Raw genomic sequence first — 22,079 nt, 5'->3', positions numbered from 1 at the left:
GGGGTAACGATGAAATTTAGTGATTTGACTAGAGAACAATGGACAGAGTGGAGGCCATACCTAGATACTTGTCTTTTACCTATCACAGGGTTAACTGGGCTTGAGTCTCCTGTGGAAGCGGCAGAGCGATTAGGAGAGTTGCGAGATTGGTTGGATTTAGTCGAAACTCCTTTTCACGGTAGGGTTGTCACTTATCCGGCTTATCATTATAGCAGTTACGGAACAAGTGATAGAGAAGATACATACTGTGTGATACAAGAAGTTGTTCGAATGGTGAAACGAAGCGGGTTCAAATATGTCATTATTATGTCTTGTCAGTCTCATATTTCTAAGGAGAACCTTTCTGAGGCTGATTTAGTAGTTACTCCGTATTCAGTAAAGGTGGAAGATGGAAAAAGTATAGCCGAAATGATAGAAACTCAAGTGAGTCAAATGTGGAATTCGTCACAAACCGATCACTAAATGTGACAAATTATCAACAATTATTGAAGTATTAATGGTTGATAGTTCCAATTAATCTGGTAAATTATTGACGCTTACATAGTGCTGGGATATTATAGGGATGTCTTAGTTAGATGGTAATAAATCTCATAATTAGCTGTAACAACGGTTGGTAAAGGGGGTTAGAGAGGATGAGTCAACCGCTTGAGAACAAGCAACCTCACAAACCGGCAACTCGTAAAGAAATGTCCCGTCGACAATTTCTTTCCTACACGCTAGGTGGGGCTGGCGCGTTTATGATGGGTGGAGCGGCACTACCAATGGTTCGCTTTGCTGTCGATCCTTTGCTTCAGGAAAAGGCTGGAGCCGAGTTCATTAAGGTAGTAGAAGAGAGTAAATTGACCGCTGAACCGCAAGAATTTTCTTTTAAAAGGCTGCAAGTTGATGGTTGGTATGAAAATGAAGCAAAGTTGAAAGCTTGGATTACGAAGGATGAGAGTGGGATTTTAGCATTATCCCCAGTATGCAAGCATTTAGGCTGTACCGTTGGCTGGAATAATAGTGCCGCTCATAAAGACCAATATTTTTGTCCGTGTCATGGAGCGTTTTACACTAAAGACGGCAAACAGATGGCAATTGCACGTGCTCCATTGGACGAATACGAAGTAAAAGTTGACAATGGTGTTGTCTACTTAGGAGCAATAAAACCAAATACACGCGTGAAATAAGGAGGCGTAATGACAGATGTTTAAAGGCGTTTACAACTGGATAGACGAACGTCTGGACATCACGCCGATATGGCGTGATGTAGCCGATCATGAAGTGCCGGAACACGTTAACCCTGCACATCATTTTTCAGCGTTCGTGTATTGCTTTGGTGGATTGACGTTTTTTATTACGGTAATTCAAATTTTGTCGGGTATGTTTCTTACGATGAGTTATGTGCCAGATATTCAAAATGCATATTACAGCGTAGAGTACTTACAACAACGAGTTGCATTCGGTGGTATCGTTCGAGGAATGCATCACTGGGGAGCATCATTAGTAATTGTCATGATGTTCTTACATACACTCCGTGTTTTCTTCACAGGCTCATACAAAGCTCCACGTGAGATGAACTGGGTAGTTGGTATGCTTATCTTCTTTGTCATGCTAGGACTCGGTTTCACAGGCTACTTACTTCCTTGGGATAACAAAGCTTATTTTGCAACAAAAGTTGGTATGGAGATTGCCGATACGGTTCCATATATCGGGCCATACTTAAAAGAATTAATGCAAGGCGGCGAAATTGTTGGTGCGCAGACACTAACTAGATTTTTTGCTATACACGTTTTCTTCTTACCTGCAGCTCTATTAGGATTGCTAGGAGCACATTTCTTCATGATACGTCGTCAAGGCATATCAGGGCCGCTATAAGAGAGGGGGAGAAGAGATGGCACATGGTTCTAAAGATGAAAAAGTCGTATACGTAGGAGACTCCCGCGTCAAGAAGAAAAGTTCGCAACCGCTTCAGCCGGACTATTCTTCCTATCCAGGTAAATCGGAAGCTTTCATTCCTAACTTTCTATTAAAAGAATGGATGGTAGGAGCAGTTGTACTTGTTGGATTTCTCGTTTTAACGATTTCGGAGGCTCCTCCGTTAGGTTATCCGGCTGATCCGAACAATGCAGCGTTTATTCCAATACCGGACTGGTACTTCTTATTTTTGTATCAATTGCTTAAATACCCGTATGCTGCCGGTGATTATGTACTCATTGGTACCGTGCTTATACCAGGTATTGCCTTTGGTGGATTGATGCTTGCTCCATTCTTGGACACTGGCAATGAACGCCGCTTCTATAAACGTCCAATTGCTACTTCACTTATGCTTGTTTCTTTGGCTGCTTGTGTCTATTTAACAGTAGTTTCTTGGGATCAATACCAACATGAGCTTGAAGTGCAGAAGATTGAGCCAGAACATCATAAGCGTGTCCGTGAGGCAGAAAAGAATGCGCTTGCAGGCAAGCCGTACAATCATCCGAAGCCTAACGACTCGGTTGCGTTAGTAGCTGCAGATGATCCAGCCATGGAAACTTACAAGAAAGCAACTTGTATCGCGTGTCATGGTGGGGAACTTGAAGGTGGCGGAGCTCCTGCCTTACTTGGTGTTGGTGATCGCTTGTCTAAGGAAGAAATATTGACTGTCATTAAAGATGGTCGTGGTGCGATGCCAGCGATGCTGGATACAGCGACTAAAGCAGGTGTGACCGAAGAAGAGCTAGATAAGCTCGCTGATTGGCTTGCGAAGCAGAAGAAAGAATAGTTGAAATATCCATGAAGTAGGCCTGATCGTAAACATGCGGTCAGGCTTTCTACGATCATTTTGCCTGCTTGGAGGAGTAGTATGATACATCTTGTAGGTAATCAAGCTTTTTTTACTAGGCGTTGGGTATTATGGGCGTTATTTTGGTCTAATGCGATAGGTACAATATACGGCTATTATTGGTACAAAGAGCAGCTCGTTTACACTTGGATGAATCGTCCGCTATGGCAGATTGTATTTGTGCCGGACAGCCCTACTGCGAGCTTGTTTTTCACGCTATCTCTTCTATTCTTATTATTTCCTCCTAAAGGTACGGGAATAGCAGTTATTGCGTTCAGGGGAATCATTGATGCATTAGCTGTGGTTACCTCTATTAAATATGGAATATGGGCATGCGTAATGATTTTTAGCGCGGCCTATCAAGGGCAGGACATGGTCTGGCAGGACTGGATGTTAATTTCTTCTCACTTGGCGATGGCAGTCGAAGCTTTGTTATATGCGAAATGGTTCCGTTATGGGGCGATTAGTCTTATGGTTGCAGCAACTTGGACGTGGCTCAATGATGCCGTTGATTACATGTTCGGTGTATTTCCTAGTTTATCTCAAGTATTAATGGATGACTTGACTGTCATTTGCATTTTTACATTTACGCTTACTGGACTAAGTGTTGTTACTGCACAATTGGCAATTATGGAGAAACGTTCTTCATTAATAATGAATCGATGGTTTTAATCAATTTTATACATACAACTAGCGCATACGGAGGCACAACATGGATCATAATCTACAAGAATATGCAGATGTTATACGTTATGATGAAGAGAACAGAGGTACTTATGAACTTGAAACTATTTTGAAAATGTGTCAGTTGTCAGCAGGTCCTGTGTTAGATGCAGCGACAGGCACAGGTCGAATTGCGATACCTTTAGCACAGCAAGGGTATGAAGTTGTAGGTGTTGATCTTCATCAAGGTATGCTCGATCATGCTGCTCAAAAGGCAGCTGAGCTGAATTTGGACATTGCTTGGCAACAAGCTGACTGTGAAGATCTACCTTGGGAGAATCGATTCCAGCTCGTCTCTATGGTTGGAAATGCATTTCAGCATTTTATGACAAATGAAGCCCAGAACCGTTTGCTGCAATCTTTTCATCGAGCGCTGAAGCAAGGAGGCATTTGTATATTTGACACGAGATTCCCGTTGGCAGAAGAAATATTTCAGCCAGATGAGCTGCTCGTCGATCATAAATATACATGTGCAGATGGTCGTCTATGTGAAGTTGCTTATCAAAGCAGCTATGATGCGGTTAGCCAAATTCAACGGTATAAGACGGTTAGGTCCTATTATGTGAATGAAACATTTGATAGTGAGGACACAACTTATATTGATTTACGTTATACCTTCCCTCAAGAGCTAGTTCGTTTAATTGAGGATAGTGGATTTGAGCTGCTTCATATGTGGGGTGGTTGGAAAGAGCAGCCTTTGACAGGAAATTCGATTAGTATTGTTATTGCTGCAAGAAAAAGATAGGTTGTCTATTTGAATTGTTCTACATTTCTCTTCTTCCCCATAGGTTAATGAAGGGGAGGGGTGTACATGCATGCACTGCGTATCGTTATTTGTTTCGTACTTGTATGGGCCATAATGTCCATGCCTCCGTACGTACAAGCTGCCATTGAGAAACAATCGGATGTCAACATCCTGAATTGGAAAGAGGCAGACCGAATTGCTGCCGCGATGTATAAAGATAGCGTGAATGGAAACATGACAAATATACATGCCAATATGAAAAACTTCACCACGGTACTATCAGCACCAGGCATGTTCGATCATATGACCTACGAGCAAATGAAGGCGATTACCGATAGTGTGATCCGCTTTAAGCAGACGTTCGTTGCTGCACAGCAAGATGAACAGAAGCTTGAACGAGCGGCAGCTCGATTACGATTAGTCATTGACGCTGTTACACATGAACAAGATGCGATGTGGCGACAGTATGCAACGGTCATTATGGATGAGATGAAGCAGATGGCGAACGCCAAATCTGCTGCTGAATGGAAGCAAGTATCCTTACAGTGGTTGGAACATATGGATAGGTTGCTTCCTGCTGCTTCCATGGATCGATCACCGGAAGTTATTGAAATGGCATCTTCGATGATTGCGCTTGTTAATAAAGGCATGCGTGGTGAAGTGAAGCATGAAGATGTACAGCGAGCTTTAAAAGATTATGAATCCGTCATTTTAGATAACTTGTTCGGATCAACGAAGGAATTAGAGACAATCGCACCTATTGTCGAAGAACCAATTCCGATGCAAGTGCTAATATGGTTAGGGTGTATTGTCACGGTTACATTAGCATATGTGGCGTATCAAAAATATCGCTATGATCGAAATGGTATTCACAATAGTCCATGGGCTCGTTATAAATGAAAGTTAAGGCGACTTCTCAAAGTAGAAGTCGTCTTTTTTATAATTTTGTAAAATTGGCGCCTGCTATCATGCTTCAATCCTGCACAGCAACAATAAATGGGCTTAAAAAGCATTTGTTTTCCATCATGCTTTGCGATAACATATTAGCTATATTAGGCATCGTGCAGGCATTCAACATGTGCATGTACAGAAAGGATTGACCATGTCGGATCATCAACACCCATTTTCATTAAAAGATCTTCGTGACAAACCATTGGCTGAAATGCAGCGCGAAGTGGATCAATACATATCTCAGTTTAAAGAAGGATACTTCAGCCCATTAGCGATGCTTGCTAGATTGACAGAGGAAGCAGGAGAATTAGCTCGTGAGGTCAATCATTTCTATGGTGAAAAACCGAAGAAATCATCAGAAGCTGATAACTCCATTGAAATGGAGCTTGGGGATGTTCTCTTTATTCTAATATGCTTTGCCAATTCCTTAGGAATTGATCTGACAGAAGCTCATGATAAAGTAATGGATAAATTCAACACGCGTGATGCGAATCGATGGACTCGAATTGACGAAGCATCGAACGTGGAACAGGCTGATAACGGAAAGGTTGATGAAAAGTGAAAAAGATAAGAGTTGCTGTGACTGGAGCGGGTGGTCGTATGGGCCGCGAAGTTGTAAAGATGGTTCTAGAAGATGAAACGCTGGAACTTGCAGCAGCAATCGATAGATCTTCTGGCTCCATAGATGCTGCACAATTAGTTGGCTTGCCAGCAAGTGGTGTTATTGTAACAAATGATTTGGAACGAGCATTGGAACAGACAAGCCCTGATGTACTTGTTGACTTTACTACTCCTCACGTAGTTATGGATAATACATTGCTTGCTATTCGATATGGGGTAAGGCCTGTTGTAGGAGCAACTGGCTTTACGGCAGAACAGATTGAAGAGTTACAGCAGCAATGCAGTGAGAAGAAGCTGGGAGGCTTAATTGCACCTAACTTCTCTATTGGAGCCATTTTAATGATGAAATTTGCCCAACAGGCTTCTAAATACTTCCCTGATCTCGAAATTATTGAGTATCATGGTGATCAAAAGTTGGATGCACCATCAGGTACTGCTGTTAAAACGGCAGAGTTGATTTCTCAAGTTCGTAAAGAGCATCGTCAAGGCAATCCGAATGAAGAAGAGACAATCGAAGGATCTCGTGGTGGATACTACAATGGATTCCGAATTCACAGTGTTCGTTTACCTGGTGTGTTTGCACAACAAGAAGTTATTTTCGGTGGATACGGCCAATCACTAAAAATTCGTCATGATTCTTACGAGCGTGCAGGCTATATGCCCGGCGTTAATGTTGCGATAAAGAAAGTCATGGAAATAGAAGAATTAATTTATGGTTTTGAGCACATGATGGACTAATAGCTAATAGGCTTCTTAAATACATGCCATTCACGATATTCAAACTTGTATACATCGCAGATAGACGGAGGGTAATTAACTATGCTAAACATCGCATTCATATCACATGACCGCAAAAAAGATGAAATGGTCAACTTTGTCATTGCTTACGAATATGTATTTCACGGGCATAAACTATACTCAACGGGCACGACAGGAAGCCGTATTATGGATGCTACCAATTTAGATATTCATCGCTTCCAATCTGGACCGCTTGGTGGAGATCAACAAATTGGAGCTCTAGTTGCTGATAATGAAATGGATCTTATCATCTTCTTGCGTGATCCACTTATGGCACAACCTCACGAGCCGGATATTATTGCACTTCTTCGTCTATGTGATGTGCAAGGTATTCCGGTGGCGACGAATATTGCTACAGCTGAGCTGCTCGTACGTGCATTAGAGCGTGGAGATTTTGCTTGGAGAGAGTTAACGGACAAATATAAACCGGGAGTCGATGAAGCTTAATGAATCAGGTGGATTTGTTGGCATTCGGGGCTCATCCTGATGATGTAGAAATTGGGATGGGGGGTACACTGGCCAAACATCAGCAAGCAGGCTTTAGCATTGGCATTGTGGATGTGACTTATGCTGAAATGTCTTCTAATGGAACGGTAGAAGTACGTCAACTGGAAGCGAAGGCAGCTGATGAAGTTTTGGGAGTTACCTTTCGTTTGAATTTGGGGCTGCCTGACCGCGGATTGAAACTGGATAAGTCGCATGTTGATGAAGTTGTCAAAGCGATTCGCACCTATCGGCCGCGCATTGTGTTCGTACCTTATTGGGAAGATAGGCACCCTGACCATGTCATGTGCAGTCGTATTGTTCAAGAAGCACTGTTTAATGCAAAGCTACGTCGATATATGCCTGAGTTGGCTGCTCATCAGCCTGAACATGTATATTTTTATTTCATTAATGATTTGGCACCAGCTGATCTTATCGTCGATGTAACTGATGTGTATGATCGAAAGCAGGCAGCACTTTATGCTTATCAATCTCAGTTTACAAGTGCCAAAAGTGGAGAAGATATCGTTGCGACTCCTTTAAATCAAGGCTACGTAGAACGGGTTGCCGCTCGCGATGCGCTAATCGGACAGGCAAGAGGAATCGGATTCGCAGAAGGTTTTATTTATAAGGGACCGTATCATGTTGCATATTTGTTAGATCGGGAATCATAAATTCGTAAATACTAAAGAAGGCATAGAATCCTTCATTGATGCAGCAGCAGGAAACCGTTGTTGTAAAGAGCAGCAGTGTAAGGGAGGTCGGAGTATGACACAGGAGCCTTTGAAAATAGGAATAACATGCTACCCTTCACTTGGAGGGTCAGGTGTTGTTGCAACGGAGCTTGGCAAACTGTTGGCTGAGCGTGGACATCAAGTTCATTTTATTACACATAATATTCCTTTTCGTTTAGGGACTTCTTTTCAAAAAAATATTTATTATCATGAGGTGGATGTGAACGATTATTACGTGTTCCGTTATCCGCCTTATGACTTGTCATTAGCCAGCAAAATGGCACAAGTGGCAAAGATGCAGCAATTGGATCTTCTTCATGTTCATTATGCGGTACCACATGCTGTGTGCGCTTATTTGGCGAAACAGATGAGTACTTCGGATCTTAAAGTGGTCACTACGCTTCATGGTACGGATATTACCGTGCTGGCTCAGGATGAAACGTTAAAGGATATGATCCGGTTTGCGATTAATCAAAGTGATGCCGTTACGGCGGTTTCCCAAGATCTGATTGCAGAAACTCGAGAGCTACTTGATATTGATCGTCATATTGATTTGACTTATAACTTTATCGATAAGCGTGTGTATTATCCGCGTGATATTTCTCACCTGCGTTCAGAGTTTGCTTACCCAGATGAGAAAATCGTTATGCACATTTCTAACTTCCGTCCTGTGAAGCGAGTATGTGATGTAGTTGATACGTTTGCAAAAATGGCGGAAAAAGTGCCTTCACGACTTGTTTTTGTTGGTGAGGGACCTGATATGCCGAAAGTGCAGCACAAAATTATGGCGATGGGTTTGGAAAATCGCGTGCATTTCTTAGGAAAGCAAGATGAGATTGCTCAAGTCATTTCCTTAGCGGACGTGTTGTTGTTACCTTCGGAGAAAGAAAGCTTTGGTTTAGTTGCCTTGGAAGCAATGGCTTGTGGTGTTCCCACTATCGGATCGATTGCAGGAGGGATACCTGAGCTCGTAACTCATGAAGAGACCGGATTTTTGGCACCAGTCGGGGATACCGATGCAATGGCAGCTTATGCGGTTCGCTTGTTGACGGATGATGCTTTGGCAGAGCGTATGCGGGAAGCGTGCTTGCATAGAGCTCGTCATGTATTCTGTAATGATCTCATTACGCACGAGTATGAGAAAATTTATTATCGTGTATTGAATCGGGAAGTGAATTTAGAGCAACCGGTGTGCACGTAATCGTAAGGAACGATATACATTTGGTTATTGTCGGCATTCTGACGTAAAGCAAATGTCAAGAAAGGCTTGAATGAATATGCTTCGACTACAGTTGAATAGTGAACTGGCTGATGGAGCGCGAGAAATCATTCGCGCAATAGAGCAGCAGGGTCATCAAGCTTATATGGTAGGCGGCTGTGTGCGTGATACGATATTAGATCGTCCCATTCACGATATCGATATTGCTACCTCCGCAGCGCCAGAACAAGTATGTGAATGGTTTGAGCGTGTCATACCGACAGGCTTGCAGCATGGAACAGTTACGGTTGTTACGAAGCGTGGTACCTATGAAGTGACAACGTTCCGACGTGAGGGCGGCTACGTGGATAATCGTCGTCCGGCGTCTGTGGAATTTATTACGGATGTGACGGAAGATTTGCGTCGCAGAGATTTTACCATGAATGCAATGGCCGTTGATGCTGACGGCATGTTGTTGGATCCATTTGATGGACAAGTTGATTTGCAAGCACATCGTGTGCGTACGGTTGGTCATGCAGAGGAGCGATTCAGTGAAGATGCTTTGCGCATGCTGCGAGCGCTTCGCTTCGCTTCTGTGTTACAGATGCGGATCGCAAAGGGAACATGGCGCGCATTGGTGAAGCTACGTGCTGGATTGGCTCCTGTTGCGATGGAACGGGTACGCGAAGAGCTGTGGAAGCTTACTGCTGGGCCAGATCCTGCTAGAGGCTGGGCGTTCGTCGTGCGAAGCGGTATACTCGCATATGCGAAAGAGCCGCTTCTGTTCTTGGCGCATCCATGGAGCGCCCGCTGGCAAAGTGCCTTGGCAGTGCTGGGGCAGGTAGAGACGCCCGAGCTGCGCTTCGCGCTGCTTGCGCTTGTGCATGGCGCAAGCGCAGAAGAGGCGCAGGCTGTATGCCTAGCCCTGCGCCTCTCAGGCGCGCAGCAGGACGGCATATTGCCCGTCCTGCGCGCCCATGCGCAGCTCGCTGCTGCGGCGCAGGCGGCATCCGCCGCCGCAGCAGCGCAAGGCGCCGCTAGCGCTGGCGAAGCTGCGCTGCGCCGCGCGTTCGCGCAAGCCGTACTCGCCTATGGCGAAACGGCTGTGCGCGGAGCTCTCGCTTGCCGCCAAGCGATGCTAGGCGCAAGCGAAGGCGAGCAGCCTGCGGCAGTGCAGCAGGCATCCATGCAGCCGCAGGCTGCAGCTGATCTACCGCATGAATGCGCGGAGCCGCATGCTGCTTGCACGCTGCTTCGCATGGGGCCGCAATGGCTCAATGCCATGCCGGTCCGGCAGCTGTCGGACCTTGCCATTAAGGGCCGCGACATTCTAGAAGCAAGCGAGCGTCCTGCTGGCCCTTGGGTACGAGCTAATCTAGAACATATCTGGATCAAGGTGGCAGTTGGTGCGCTTCCGAATGAGCGCGATGCCTTGATGAATGTCGTAAGGAAAGGTGGGGATACAACGTGAGCGATCCACTTTTAGGATGGTTCCAATCCCATCAAGATCAATATATTTCTGGCGAAGAGATAAGTCGGGAGCTGTCCATATCGCGTACAGCGGTATGGAAGCAAATTAATCGCCTGCGCAAAAAAGGCTATCAGTTCGAAGCGGTACCAAAGCTCGGATATCGTCTGATTGGTGAACCTACCAAGCTCGATGAAGCTTCGATCAGAGAGCATCTGAAGACGAGTAGCTTTGGCCAGCAGCTAAAGCTGCTTGAACGAACAGATTCGACTCAGAACGTTGCACTTGCTTGGGCTTTGGAAGGGGCAGAAGAGGGCGCGATCGTCATTGCTGAAGAACAAGGGGAAGGTCGTGGTCGTCGTGGACGAGCGTGGCATTCGCCTGCGGGTAAAGGGATTTGGATGAGTCTCGTGCTTAAGCCGCGTATACCACTTCACTTCACACCGCATTTAACGCTTCTGACAGCTGTAGCGATATGTCGTGCTATTAAGCGAATTGTTTCCTTACCGATCGGGATAAAATGGCCGAACGATTTACTCGTCGGCGAGCGGAAAGTATGCGGTATTTTGCTGGAGTCCCAAGCAGAGGATGAGCGATTACTTAGTGTAATAGCTGGTGTAGGCATCAGCGTTAATTTAGAAGAAAAAGACTTCCCAGAGGAACTTCGACAAGTCGTGACTTCGCTGCGCCATGAAAGTGGCCAAGAAGTGGACCGAGCTGCACTGCTTGCCGAAGTATTATTCGAATGGGAGCAATTGTATCGACTCTATGAAGAGCAAGGTTTCGGTCCGATTCGTTCGTTATGGGAAGCGCAAAGCATAACAATTGGTCGTTCGCTCAACGTAGATACGCCTTTCGGCCAGGTTAGCGGTGTCGCACAAGGATTGGATGAATCCGGTGCACTCGTATTGCTGGATACGGATGGCTGCTATAAGAAAGTATTTTCAGGAGACGTGCAATTTAGCACATGATTTGAAGGCGCATTTCTGGTATACTAGCTGTGTAGGCGGTATCCATAGTTGGAACCGCACTCGCAAAGCAACGGAATTGTGCCTTTAATTGCATAGTAGCTGTGCTGCACATTTCTGCTCTGAGCCGAAGGGACCGAGACAGAAAGACGTCCGCATGTGACTTCTTTTTTGCTTTGGGACCTTTTTAGTGGAAACGCTAAAAGGTTTTTTTGTTTTGCGTAAACTAAAAAGGAAAAACCAAAGGAGTTGACTTACATGTCAGTAGTCAAAAAACAGCCTGTAAGCATTATTAAATTGAAAAATATGAAAGAAAATAAAGATCCCATTACGATGGTGACTGCTTATGATTATCCAACTGCAGCACTTGTGGAACAAGCTGGGGTAGATATGATTCTTGTCGGAGACTCGCTTGGGAATGTCGTTCTAGGATATGATTCCACACTGCCAGTCACCGTTGATGACATGGTTTACCATACACGCGCTGCACGCCGTGGGGCGCCTCATACATTTATCGTTGCAGATATGCCATTCATGACTTATCACAGCACGGTTACAGAGACGTTGAATGATGTTCGTCGACTTATGCAAGAAGGCCATGCAAACGCTGTTAAAATGGAAGGCGGCGCAGAAATTACGCTTATGGTGGATGCATGCGTTAAGGCAGGAGTGCCTGTACTAGGTCATATCGGACTAACGCCTCAATCTGTACATCAGCTTGGCGGTTATCGCATTCAAGGGAAAACAAAAGAAGATGCAGATCGATTGTTGCAAGATGCACTTGCTTTGGAGCGAGCGGGTGCATTCGGAATCGTGCTTGAGCTAGTAACGGATCAAGTGGCTACTTATATTAGCGAACGACTCAGCATCCCTACTATTGGTATAGGTGCTGGTGCTGGTTGTGATGGCCAAGTGCTTGTGTTCCATGATATTGTCCGTTACTCACCAGATTACCGTGAGAAGCGATTTGTTAAGACATATGCCGATATCGGTACGACAATTAGAGAAAGCATTCAGTCTTATGTACAAGATGTCAAGACTCGCTCATTCCCAGCAGAAGCGAATAGCTTCCGTGCAGAAGATGTTGTAGTTGATCATTTGTATGGCCCAGGAAAGGTGGAAGTACGTTGATCGTAGCACGTACGGTTGAAGAAATAAGAGCAGCAGTGCAGCAATTGCGCGGCAATCGTCCTAATAGTACGGTTGGTTTCGTACCGACAATGGGATATTTGCATGAAGGACATGCAAGTCTTATGCGCAAGTCGGTTGAAAAAAATGAGATTTCGGTGCTTAGCATTTTTGTGAATCCCATTCAATTTGGACCGAATGAAGATTTGGATCGCTATCCACGAAATGAATCGGGTGATCTACAATTGGCTGGACAATGTGGTATTGATATCGTATTTTTACCATCCGTTGACGTTATGTATCCACAAGCGACAAAGACTAAGATTAGAGTTGCTGAAGTAACAGAAGGTTTATGCGGTGCGTCTAGACCAGGTCATTTTGACGGTGTAACAACAGTGGTAGCCAAATTATTTAATATGGTAAAGCCAGATCGGGCTTACTTTGGACTGAAGGATGCACAGCAAGTGGCTGTTATTCAACAGATGGTAAATGACCTCAATATCGATGTGGAAGTTGTTCCTTGTCAGATTGTCAGAGAAACAGATGGTCTAGCCCTTAGTTCACGTAATGTCTATTTGTCTGATGAAGAACGTCGTCAGGCGCTTGTGTTATCTGAGTCTTTACAAATGGCTCATTCACTAATTCGCGAACAAGCTGCCATTACAGCAGGAGAGTTAATGGATATAATTATAAAAAATATTCAAGCAATGCCACTTGCAAATATTGATTATGTAGAAATTGTTCAGTATCCAAGTATGGAACGATTTGCTGCGTCTGTGCAGTTGCCAGAACAAAAGTCGGACATACTAATCGCGCTTGCTGTAAGATTTGGCAATACGAGATTGATTGATAACTTATATTTGCCGTACCAATCATAATCAATAAGATTTGATTCATTCCGTTTATAAGTTTCTATATTATTTACGTTTTTCAAATATATGAATCATTCAGAAATGGGGATTACGCCGTGATTCGTGAAATGATGAAGTCAAAAATTCATCGTGCAACGGTAACAGAAGCAAATTTGAACTACGTTGGCAGCATTACGATTGATGAGCATCTTATGGAGCTTGCTGATTTATTGCCGAATGAGAAAGTTCAAATCGTTAATAATAACAATGGTGCTCGTCTTGAAACTTATGTCATTCGTGGAGCACGTCATTCTGGAGTTATTTGCTTGAATGGTGCAGCAGCTCGACTTGTTCAGCCAGGGGATAATGTCATTATTATTTCCTATGCTGGCATGACGAATGAAGAAGCGCGTCAATATGAGCCTCGTATCGTATTCGTTGATGAGCGCAACCGCCCTACGGAAACAGCGAGTGTTGAAATTCATGCTACAATTCGATAATTTGATAACAGCATGAGGCAGTATTGTTGAATCAATGCCATCTCGCATGAAAAGCATCGTTGATACACACAATGAACGTGAGCCAAACAACAACGCACAGCATCACATGTAGAGGTGGGATGAATCGTGTTGCAGCACATGTTCGCGACGATGAATGATCAGTTGGATGATATCTTGAAGCATTATCCGAAAGCGAAGGGGCAAATACGTGAAGAGCTGAATCAGCAAATTCAACTGCTTACTTCCATGAGTGACCATTTTCTAGAAGAATGGCTTCGATTCGAAGAAAAACTGGCATTACTTCGTAAGCAAAATGAAGGCGAGCATAACAGCCAAAGCAACAGTCTAACAAGTATCGTTTCTCAAAAACAGACTTCAACTTCTGCACAGAAGTCAATGCTGGATTTGGATTACAGTGATCCTTTTCAACGGGGGCAAGGTTACTTTACGCTTCTGATGTATCATCAAGCGGCCAATCATTTTGAAGAGGCTGCCTTACAGCAACCTGAACGATTATTAGCAAGAGCATATTTGGGATTATCTTATTTGCATCTCGGTCGCAAGCAGGAAGCATGCCGTCATTTTCATTTTATTATTCCTTTGACGGAGGATGCAATGTTGAAGGCATTGGCTTACAATGCACTAGGTTGTATTCAAGCGATGGATCGAAATACGGAGAAAGCGCAGCATTATTTTCACCAAGCACATGTTGCTGATCCGACGATTCCCGAACCAATTGCTAATTTGCAAGTGTGTTTAGACAATCAGGGCTGTCTCCAATTAGGGGAAAAGCGAATGGTTCATATGGGATGAAATTACAAGAGGGGAACATCTTTTCGTAAGATGTACCCCTCTACTCATTTCCAAACAACCGAACATCTGTTATGCTATATAAACAGAATTGGGCGAGAGGAATATGTAAATGATGAGATTTGCCGTATTGGACTTTGAAACGACAGGTAACCAGCCTGGCGATGAAATTATACAGATTGGCTTCGTTGTGCTAAATGAACAGCTAGCGATTGAACAGCAGTATCATACTCTTGTCCGTCCTTCCATCCCGATTCCTGCGTTTATTACACAATTAACAGGAATTACTGACGAAATGGTTGCTGAAGCTCCTGACTTGGATGAAGCGATGACAGGTCTTGTGCCATTATTAAGTGATGTGGCGTTGGTGGGGCATCACGTAGCATTTGATTATCAATTTCTACGGAATGCACTTGAGCAGACAGGCTATTTACCTTTTACAGGTCGCATATTGGATACGATCGAGATGCTGCGAATCTTGTTCCCATCATTAACGTCATATCAGTTAGGCTCTGTCGCCCAGACATTTGGAGTCGAACACGAGCGACCGCATCAGGCAGATAGTGATGCACTTGCAACCGCGCACATATTTGTTCGCTGTATAGAAGCTATTCGAGAGCTTCCGCTTTTGACGCTGCAGCGTATCGTTGAATTGTTTGCGAACGAGGATAATGACCTTGCTTGGTTGTTGCAATCTGAGCTAGCACGCATTGAACAAGATGCAACCAGATTTAATGATCGTCATGACCAGCATTCGTATCGTCAACTTAGCTTTAAGATGGATGAATGGACAGATGAGCTGCCACCACGCGAAGGAATGGATGATAAGGCGTTAGAAGGTGTTTCATTCCGATCTTTTATGGATCAAGTGAAAGACAATCTCAAACAGCGATTCAGCAACTATGAGCCTCGTTCTGCACAAGAACAGATGTTTGAGGAAGTTATGGAATGCTTGGATGAAGACAAGCACTTGCTGATTGAAGCAGGGACTGGGACAGGAAAGTCACTTGGATATTTGCTCCCAGCTTTGTATCACAGCGTCAAGAACGAAAAGAAAGTAATAGTTAGTACACATACAATCAATTTGCAGGAGCAGTTACGTCAACGGGACTTGCCTTTGCTAGACATGATTATGCCTGTTCCATTTAAAGCTTCGGTATTAAAAGGACGCAGTCATTATTTGTGTTTGAGAAAGTTTGAACATAAAATAAATCATAGAGAGTTTGTACATGCTCGTGATGATCTCATTACAGCTGCACAGATGGTTGTTTGGTTAAGTCAGTCGGAGCATGGTGATGATGAAGAGCTTCACTTGGTTCATAAAGGCCCCGATTTTTGGGATACAGTGTCAAGCGACAGTGATTCTTGCTTGAATCGTGCATGTCCGTGGTTCCGGCGCTGTTATTATCATCGTGCGAAGAACAGTGCCAATTTATCGGATGTAATCATTACGAATCATTCTCTATTGTTTACGGATGTGATTGCGGAGCATCGTTTACTGCCTGCATATGAGCATTTGGTCATTGATGAGGCACATCATTTCGAAGAGACGGCCGGAAAGCATCTTGGTGTTCATGTGCAATATTTCTCATTGGTACATCCGCTCGTGCGTTTGTATAAAGATAGTAAAAATGGTTCCCTTGTTCTGCTTCAAACCCGATTGCGATTATCTGGAAGTGAGAAATCATTGGTGTGGGCAGAAGGTATCGATAAGCTCATGAATCAGATTGTTGAGATTAAGGACAGTTGGGATCGATTGCATGAAGCTATGTATCAATTGCTGCCAGCTCCAGAAGCGGGTCAAGCTGAAGTAGGACAGGCTGTATTACGATTGCAATCTTCTAATAAGCCCGAGGCATGGTCGACCGTTTCTGAGATGGAACAAGAAGTTCATACAAGATTAAATGAAATCGTGCGTTCCGGAGAGAAGCTGACTCAAGAATGGAAAGATGCAGATGACGAGGAATTGCAGGGTGTAATTACGGATGTAACAGGATTGCTCAAAGATTTGGCGAATGTTAAAGATGAATTCCGTATGTTTGTCCAAGTCAATGATCCTGAGACCGTTTATTGGATGGAAGGTAATCCGCAGTACAAACATAAATCTATGAACATGTATGCTGTACCGGTAGATGTTAGTGAAGCGCTTAATCGGTACTTCTTTGAACCGAAGAAAAGTGTCATTCTTACCTCTGCGACCTTGTCTGTTGACAAATCTTTCGGTTTCGTTGAAGAACAGATCGGTTTGAAAGATGCTGCGAGAGATGGACGGTTGAATACAGTCATATTGCCTTCTCCGTTTAACTATCGTGAACAGGCTTTAGTCATTATACCGCGTGATTTTCCGACAGTAAGAGGTTCAAGCGATCCTCACTTTAACTCCAACTTGACAACTTCCTTAGCGGAAATTGCGAAAGTGACAAAAGGTAGAATGCTTGTACTGTTTACTTCTTATCGTATGCTCAAGGACGTATATGAGCCCTTGAAAGAACATTTGAAGCTTCATGGCATTCAAGTTCTCGGTCAAGGTATGGATAGTGGTAATCGAAGCAAACTTACACGTCGTTTTCAAGAGCAATCAGCATCGGTACTTTTAGGCACAAGCAGCTTCTGGGAAGGTGTAGATATTCCTGGGGACGCATTGACCTGTTTGGCTATTGTTCGGTTGCCATTCCAGCCGCCGAATCATCCGCTGGTGGAAGCAAAGTGCGATTTGTTGAAGCGACGCAAACAGAATCCATTTCGTAAATATTCGGTTCCGCAAGCTGTTATCCGATTCAAGCAAGGATTTGGTCGACTCATTCGAACGACACAGGACAAAGGAATTGTGCTTATTTACGACACGCGAGTGATTGAAACAAGCTACGGGAAGCATTTTCTGTATTCACTGCCTGGACCCAAAATGGAACATATGGCAACGGAGCATGTTGTTCCAAGAGTTGAAACGTGGCTAAAAGAGGAACAGCAGTAACCAGTAGAGGAAATGCAAAAGGTTTATTATAATAATAGTTGGCGTTGGTATGTTGATAGAGAACGAAAGGGGGACTGGTATATGAAAACACTAAAAATTTCTGAAGCTGTCGTACGCAGGCTGCCTGTTTATTTGCGACATCTAAAAGAACTAAAACAAAGTGAAGTACTAACCATATCGTCTCAGGATTTGGGACAGAAACTAGATCTTAACCCAGCCCAAATTCGAAAGGATTTAGCTTATTTTGGTGATTTCGGCAGAAAAGGGATCGGTTATGACGTTTCTTATCTAATTGAGCAGATTCGACATATACTTAAGCTGGATCAACAAATTAATGTTGCTCTTGTTGGAGCAGGTAAGCTTGGACAAGCATTATGCAACTATTCTGGTTTTTTAAATGACAATATGAAAATTGTTGCCGTATTTGATGCATTCCCCGCGAAAATAGAAACTGCTATTCGTGATCTTCAGGTTCAGCCTATGGAGGATCTGAAAGAGAGTGTAGAGGCAAATAACATTCGTATCGGCATTATTACTGTACCTGCATTAGAGGCGCAGCAGGTAGCTGATCGTTTTGTTGAGGCTGGTGTAGAGGCTATTCTAAACTTTGCTCCGGTTATTTTGAAGGTGCCTGCACATGTACGTGTGCATACAGCTGACTTCTCAACAGATTTGTTTAGCTTGGCTTATTATTTACCTAATGAAGGAAAGGATGTTGTAACGAATGACACAACGATTGATCATACGTAACGGATTATTTGCACAACTGCAAGAAGGTGCAGCTCACACTACAAGTAAAGGTTATATGGTTGTAGAACAAGATCGTATTGTTTATATTGGCGAAACACTTCCTGAAGCCTATGAACAAGGTGAAGTTGAATATATAGATGGCAAAGGCCTGTTCTTCATGCCAGGCTTAATTAATACACATGGTCATGCTGCGATGTCGCTGCTCCGTGGATATGGGGACGATATGGTTCTCCAAAGCTGGCTGCAAGAAAAAATGTGGCCTATGGAAGCTAAGTTTACGGGTAACGATGTATATTGGGGTACTGCATTATCTGTGATCGAAATGCTTAAAGGTGGAACTACGCTCTTCGTTGATATGTATGATCATATGGACCAAGTTGCAAAAGTAAGTGAAGAGTCTGGTATTCGCGCTGCTTTGATGCGCGGTGCGATTGGATTGTGCAGTGAAGAAGTACAACTTATGAAGTTGAACGAAGCTGTACAGTTAGCGAAAGACTGGAATGGACAAGCAAATGGTAGAATTACAACGTTGCTTGCACCGCATGCTCCATATACATGTCCGCCTGCATTTATTGAAAAATTTGTAGAGGCTGCACATGAGCTAGACTTAATGCTTCATACACATATGTCTGAGACAGCAGCTGAAGTAGAGCAAAACGTCAAGGAATACGGACTACGTCCAGTAGCTCATTTGGAGAAACTCGGTTTGTTTAGTCGACCTTCCTTTATTGCACATGGCGTACATTTGAATGATGAAGAAATCGCAACATTGGCGAAGTACAATGTCGGTGTTTCTCATAATCCAGGAAGTAATCTCAAATTGGCAAGCGGTATTGCCCGTGTCGTTGAATTGCAGCGAGCTGGAGTGGTCGTATCTCTTGGTACTGATGGTGCTGCCAGCAACAACAACTTGGACATGTTCGAAGAAATGCGTTTAGCTGCCCTTATACATAAAGGGGTGTCTGGTGATCCAACAGCAGTTCCTGCCGCTGATGCAATGAGAATGGCTACTGTGAATGGAGCTCGTACGCTTCATATGAATGATGTAGGTTTGTTGCAAGCTGGGATGAAGGCTGACTTTATTGCAGTCAATATTGACCAGCCGCATCTATATCCGCATACGGATCTCGTATCTCATATGGTGTACTCCGCTAGCGCTAAAGACGTTCAGCACGTATGGGTGGACGGCAACCAAGTTGTTAAAAATGGTGAGTGCTTGACAATGGATGAAGAGCGTATTAAGCATGAAGCGGAACAATGCTTCCGAAACTTGCTTGAACGCTAGGAGGCAGTAGATGGATCTTCATATGACTAGAAGTCGACCACGACGCAATCGTAACCCACGTTGGCGTTGGGTCGTATCTGGTGTAATACTAGCGTTGGTGTTGATTGTTATTCTTTTGGTGTATGTTTTGAACTCGGTGAATCGTGAGGAAGACGTGAAAGAAGCGGCCGCGATACAAAGAGCAAATGAAACGGTTCAACTTGTGAGTATTGATGAGGTAGACAAGTTTGTTTGGTATGATACGACTTACGTCATTCGAGGGAAAGATGCAGCAAATACAAACCAGATCATTTGGGTAGGTAAAGAAAAGGTAGATGTGAAACGAGCAGCTGATGGGGTAGATAAAGCATATATCTCGAATCAACTTCTGTCTACCTATCCGGATGCGGATATTAAGCAGATTACACCTGGTATCAAAGACGGTGAATTCGTATACCAAGCGTTCGTCAATCGAAAAGATGAGGAAGGGAACAATCGGCACTATTATCACTTCTTCCGTTTCGATAATGGTCAGCGCATAGGTGAAGGATATCCAATGCCTAACCAATAGGTATAAGCGTAAGCGTTCATGTGAGTGAACGTTTACGCTTTTTTTGCTATGAAAAAGGAGAGCTACATAGCTCTCCTTCGTCGAATAATTTGTATAAATTATTTTACTTGCCATAATGCTGCTGCATTTGTTGGCTCCCAGCCAGTAAGAGAAGTGTGTGCAAGACGGCACACGTAAGTAACATTGTTGTACGTCACTTCTGCACCTACCGCATAAGCAGTGTTAGCTGCCCACACAGGTGCAGTACCTGGAGTTCCAGTGCCAGCAGAAGTCGTGACCGTTAAAATGTTGCTGTCAGCGGAAACGTTTCCAGCTGCATCGATAGCACGAACTTTGAAAGAGTATGCTGTATTTGCAGTTAGACCTGTTACGTTATACTCGATTGCAGTACCAGGAACTGTTGCAACTAGTGTGTTGCCGTTGTAGATTTGGTAGCCCGTTACGCCTACGTTGTCAGTGGATTCTGTCCACATCAAGGATACACTATTAGTTGTAACAGCCATTTTGTGCAAATAAGTTGGAGCAGTTGGAGCAGTTGTATCATTTGCAACAGGAGCAGTTGTAGCGCTTACTGCATTGCTAGCTGCAGATACATTGCCTGCAGCGTCTACAGCTTTCACTGTAAATGTGTAAGCCGTATTCGAAGTTAATCCAGCAGCTGTGTAGTTTAACGTAGTGCCAGATACAGAACCGATCAATGTAGAGCCGTTAAAAATTTGGTAACCAGTAACACCAACATTGTCAGAAGCAGCATTCCAAGCAAGGGATACGCTAGTTGTCGTTGTGCCAGTAGCGCTTAAGCTTGCAGGTGCAGTTGGAGCAACTGTATCTGTTGGTGCTTGGCCACCGAAGTTTACATCGATAACGTTATAGAATGCGTTAGGTGTATCAGCAATTTCCCAAACAGCAAGGATTACATGGTATCCAGTACGATCTGTTGGAACGTTACAGCTGTGAGAGAAATCTTTTGGTGGTTGTTTGCCGCCGCCATCAGCTGTACAGAAAGGAGTTAAGTTAAAGGAATCGCGAGTCAATACTGCGTTTGGATTCCAGTTCGGTTTAGTAAGGTAGTATTTCCAGTTCGTTGTCGCATGGTTAGCAGTCTTTTTCCAAGCGAAAGTTGTAGGACCACCAGTCAAATTGACTTTGGACCAACGAGTAGCAGATTGCGCGTCCATTGCAGAGAATCTAGGGTCTGCAGCACTTGCAAGCTTGCCATCAGCAGGACCAGCTGCCGGGAAACCTTTAGGTCCTTCAAGGCTTTGTGGCTCATATTGAATAGCTCCACAGTTCGTATTAACGCCTGTATTACACAAGCTAGTACGGCTCTTTGGATCTAGTACATAACCATGAGCGGAAACTTTATCAGCGAACATAAGCGTGCAAGCTGTCACTAGCACGGTAACACCAGTAGCAACCAAAAGCTTGCTGAGTACAGGATTGGATAAACGTAATTGCATCATCAATTACCTCCTAAATTATGTGTTTGCATTTTTCATTACAGCTACAGCATCCGAAACAGAACGTCAGAACCTCCTCGCTAAATCCTTGGCAATACAATATGGTTTTTCTCTCGGTTTACCGCTATCAACTCCTCTATGTAAAGGTGTAATAAATCTATATAAACTCAATGTGAGCTTATACCGTGTACAACAACAGCTGGTCGTTAAGATAGAGTACGGATCAATGAAATAAAAAGCGATTTAGAAATAGAAATGAGTGTTGTGGTCTAGGTGTGAGAG

At 43.9% G+C, this 22,079-nt stretch carries 23 protein-coding genes; 22 read left to right on the top strand and 1 reads right to left on the bottom strand.

Features of this window, described 5'->3' with window-relative positions:
* The first annotated feature begins 9 nt into the window (after positions 1-9).
* The 22 genes from IFO66_RS04710 to IFO66_RS04605 all read left to right on the top strand — a co-directional run bounded on the left by IFO66_RS04710 (position 10) and on the right by IFO66_RS04605 (position 20,337).
* Positions 10-462, top strand: a complete 453-nt coding sequence (locus IFO66_RS04710) for a DUF2487 family protein (RefSeq protein ID WP_192024015.1) — start codon at positions 10-12, stop codon at positions 460-462.
* A gap of 170 nt (positions 463-632) precedes the next feature.
* Positions 633-1,169, top strand: a complete 537-nt coding sequence (locus IFO66_RS04705; RefSeq protein ID WP_192024014.1) for a Rieske (2Fe-2S) protein — start codon at positions 633-635, stop codon at positions 1,167-1,169.
* Between the two features lie 16 nt (positions 1,170-1,185).
* Entirely contained in the window at positions 1,186-1,857 is a 672-nt protein-coding gene (qcrB, locus tag IFO66_RS04700; protein WP_028593553.1) for a menaquinol-cytochrome c reductase cytochrome b subunit, read from the top strand.
* A 16-nt stretch (positions 1,858-1,873) separates the two neighbouring features.
* A complete protein-coding gene (locus tag IFO66_RS04695) occupies positions 1,874-2,743 on the top strand; it encodes a menaquinol-cytochrome c reductase cytochrome b/c subunit (protein ID WP_192024013.1) in 870 nt (289 codons plus the stop codon).
* Between the two features lie 81 nt (positions 2,744-2,824).
* Complete coding sequence (locus IFO66_RS04690) at positions 2,825-3,475, top strand: DUF1405 domain-containing protein (protein WP_192024012.1); 651 nt, start codon at positions 2,825-2,827, stop codon at positions 3,473-3,475.
* A gap of 40 nt (positions 3,476-3,515) precedes the next feature.
* Positions 3,516-4,271: a class I SAM-dependent methyltransferase gene (locus IFO66_RS04685; RefSeq protein WP_192024011.1), complete on the top strand. Its 756-nt coding sequence runs from the start codon at positions 3,516-3,518 to the stop codon at positions 4,269-4,271.
* 66 nt (positions 4,272-4,337) lie between these two features.
* A complete protein-coding gene (locus IFO66_RS04680) occupies positions 4,338-5,171 on the top strand; it encodes a sporulation protein YpjB (protein WP_192024010.1) in 834 nt (277 codons plus the stop codon).
* 202 nt (positions 5,172-5,373) lie between these two features.
* On the top strand, positions 5,374-5,784 hold the full coding sequence (locus IFO66_RS04675) for a nucleotide pyrophosphohydrolase (protein ID WP_192024009.1): 411 nt from the start codon (positions 5,374-5,376) through the stop codon (positions 5,782-5,784).
* On the top strand, positions 5,781-6,581 hold the full coding sequence (gene dapB, locus IFO66_RS04670) for a 4-hydroxy-tetrahydrodipicolinate reductase (RefSeq protein ID WP_192024008.1): 801 nt from the start codon (positions 5,781-5,783) through the stop codon (positions 6,579-6,581). The genes IFO66_RS04675 and dapB overlap by 4 nt, the downstream gene beginning before the upstream one ends.
* A gap of 81 nt (positions 6,582-6,662) precedes the next feature.
* Positions 6,663-7,088 (top strand): methylglyoxal synthase, encoded by a 426-nt coding sequence (gene mgsA / locus IFO66_RS04665; protein ID WP_192024007.1) that lies wholly within the window; start codon positions 6,663-6,665, stop codon positions 7,086-7,088.
* Positions 7,088-7,798 carry a bacillithiol biosynthesis deacetylase BshB1 gene (gene bshB1, locus IFO66_RS04660; protein ID WP_192024006.1) on the top strand — a complete coding sequence of 237 codons (711 nt, stop codon included), beginning with the start codon at positions 7,088-7,090 and terminating at the stop codon, positions 7,796-7,798. The genes mgsA and bshB1 overlap by 1 nt, the downstream gene beginning before the upstream one ends.
* 94 nt (positions 7,799-7,892) lie before the next feature.
* Positions 7,893-9,059, top strand: coding sequence for an N-acetyl-alpha-D-glucosaminyl L-malate synthase BshA (gene bshA / locus IFO66_RS04655; protein ID WP_192024005.1), 1,167 nt, complete (start codon positions 7,893-7,895; stop codon positions 9,057-9,059).
* Positions 9,060-9,129: 70 nt separating this feature from the next.
* A complete protein-coding gene (locus tag IFO66_RS04650) occupies positions 9,130-10,527 on the top strand; it encodes a CCA tRNA nucleotidyltransferase (RefSeq protein WP_225445494.1) in 1,398 nt (465 codons plus the stop codon).
* The gene (locus IFO66_RS04645) at positions 10,524-11,495 is read left to right on the top strand and encodes a biotin--[acetyl-CoA-carboxylase] ligase (protein ID WP_192024004.1); all 972 of its coding nucleotides are present in this window, start codon (positions 10,524-10,526) and stop codon (positions 11,493-11,495) included. Before IFO66_RS04650 ends, IFO66_RS04645 begins: the two co-directional genes overlap by 4 nt.
* Positions 11,496-11,750: 255 nt before the next feature.
* Positions 11,751-12,623 (top strand): 3-methyl-2-oxobutanoate hydroxymethyltransferase, encoded by an 873-nt coding sequence (panB, locus tag IFO66_RS04640; RefSeq protein WP_192024003.1) that lies wholly within the window; start codon positions 11,751-11,753, stop codon positions 12,621-12,623.
* On the top strand, positions 12,620-13,498 hold the full coding sequence (gene panC, locus IFO66_RS04635; protein ID WP_192024002.1) for a pantoate--beta-alanine ligase: 879 nt from the start codon (positions 12,620-12,622) through the stop codon (positions 13,496-13,498). Before panB ends, panC begins: the two co-directional genes overlap by 4 nt.
* Before the next feature lie 89 nt (positions 13,499-13,587).
* Complete coding sequence (gene panD, locus IFO66_RS04630; RefSeq protein WP_192024001.1) at positions 13,588-13,971, top strand: aspartate 1-decarboxylase; 384 nt, start codon at positions 13,588-13,590, stop codon at positions 13,969-13,971.
* A 126-nt stretch (positions 13,972-14,097) separates the two neighbouring features.
* A complete protein-coding gene (locus IFO66_RS04625) occupies positions 14,098-14,784 on the top strand; it encodes a tetratricopeptide repeat protein (RefSeq protein ID WP_192024000.1) in 687 nt (228 codons plus the stop codon).
* Positions 14,785-14,896: 112 nt separating this feature from the next.
* The gene (gene dinG / locus IFO66_RS04620; RefSeq protein ID WP_192024267.1) at positions 14,897-17,752 is read left to right on the top strand and encodes an ATP-dependent DNA helicase DinG; all 2,856 of its coding nucleotides are present in this window, start codon (positions 14,897-14,899) and stop codon (positions 17,750-17,752) included.
* 81 nt (positions 17,753-17,833) lie between these two features.
* Positions 17,834-18,502 (top strand): redox-sensing transcriptional repressor Rex, encoded by a 669-nt coding sequence (locus tag IFO66_RS04615; RefSeq protein WP_192023999.1) that lies wholly within the window; start codon positions 17,834-17,836, stop codon positions 18,500-18,502.
* A complete protein-coding gene (locus IFO66_RS04610) occupies positions 18,477-19,787 on the top strand; it encodes an amidohydrolase (RefSeq protein ID WP_192023998.1) in 1,311 nt (436 codons plus the stop codon). Before IFO66_RS04615 ends, IFO66_RS04610 begins: the two co-directional genes overlap by 26 nt.
* Positions 19,788-19,797: 10 nt before the next feature.
* Positions 19,798-20,337, top strand: coding sequence for a cell wall elongation regulator TseB-like domain-containing protein (locus tag IFO66_RS04605; RefSeq protein WP_192023997.1), 540 nt, complete (start codon positions 19,798-19,800; stop codon positions 20,335-20,337).
* Positions 20,338-20,435: 98 nt separating this feature from the next.
* Here IFO66_RS04605 and IFO66_RS04600 read toward each other — a convergent pair whose 3' ends face one another.
* On the bottom strand, positions 20,436-21,800 hold the full coding sequence (locus IFO66_RS04600) for a lytic polysaccharide monooxygenase (RefSeq protein ID WP_192023996.1): 1,365 nt from the start codon (positions 21,798-21,800) through the stop codon (positions 20,436-20,438).
* Positions 21,801-22,079: the final 279 nt, after the last annotated feature.

This window comes from Paenibacillus arenosi (genome assembly GCF_014841135.1).
Classification (GTDB): Bacteria; Bacillota; Bacilli; order Paenibacillales; family Paenibacillaceae; genus Paenibacillus_B; species Paenibacillus_B arenosi.
The sequence above is the reverse complement of the archived record's forward strand: the minus strand, read 5'-3'. Positions and strand labels throughout refer to the sequence as shown.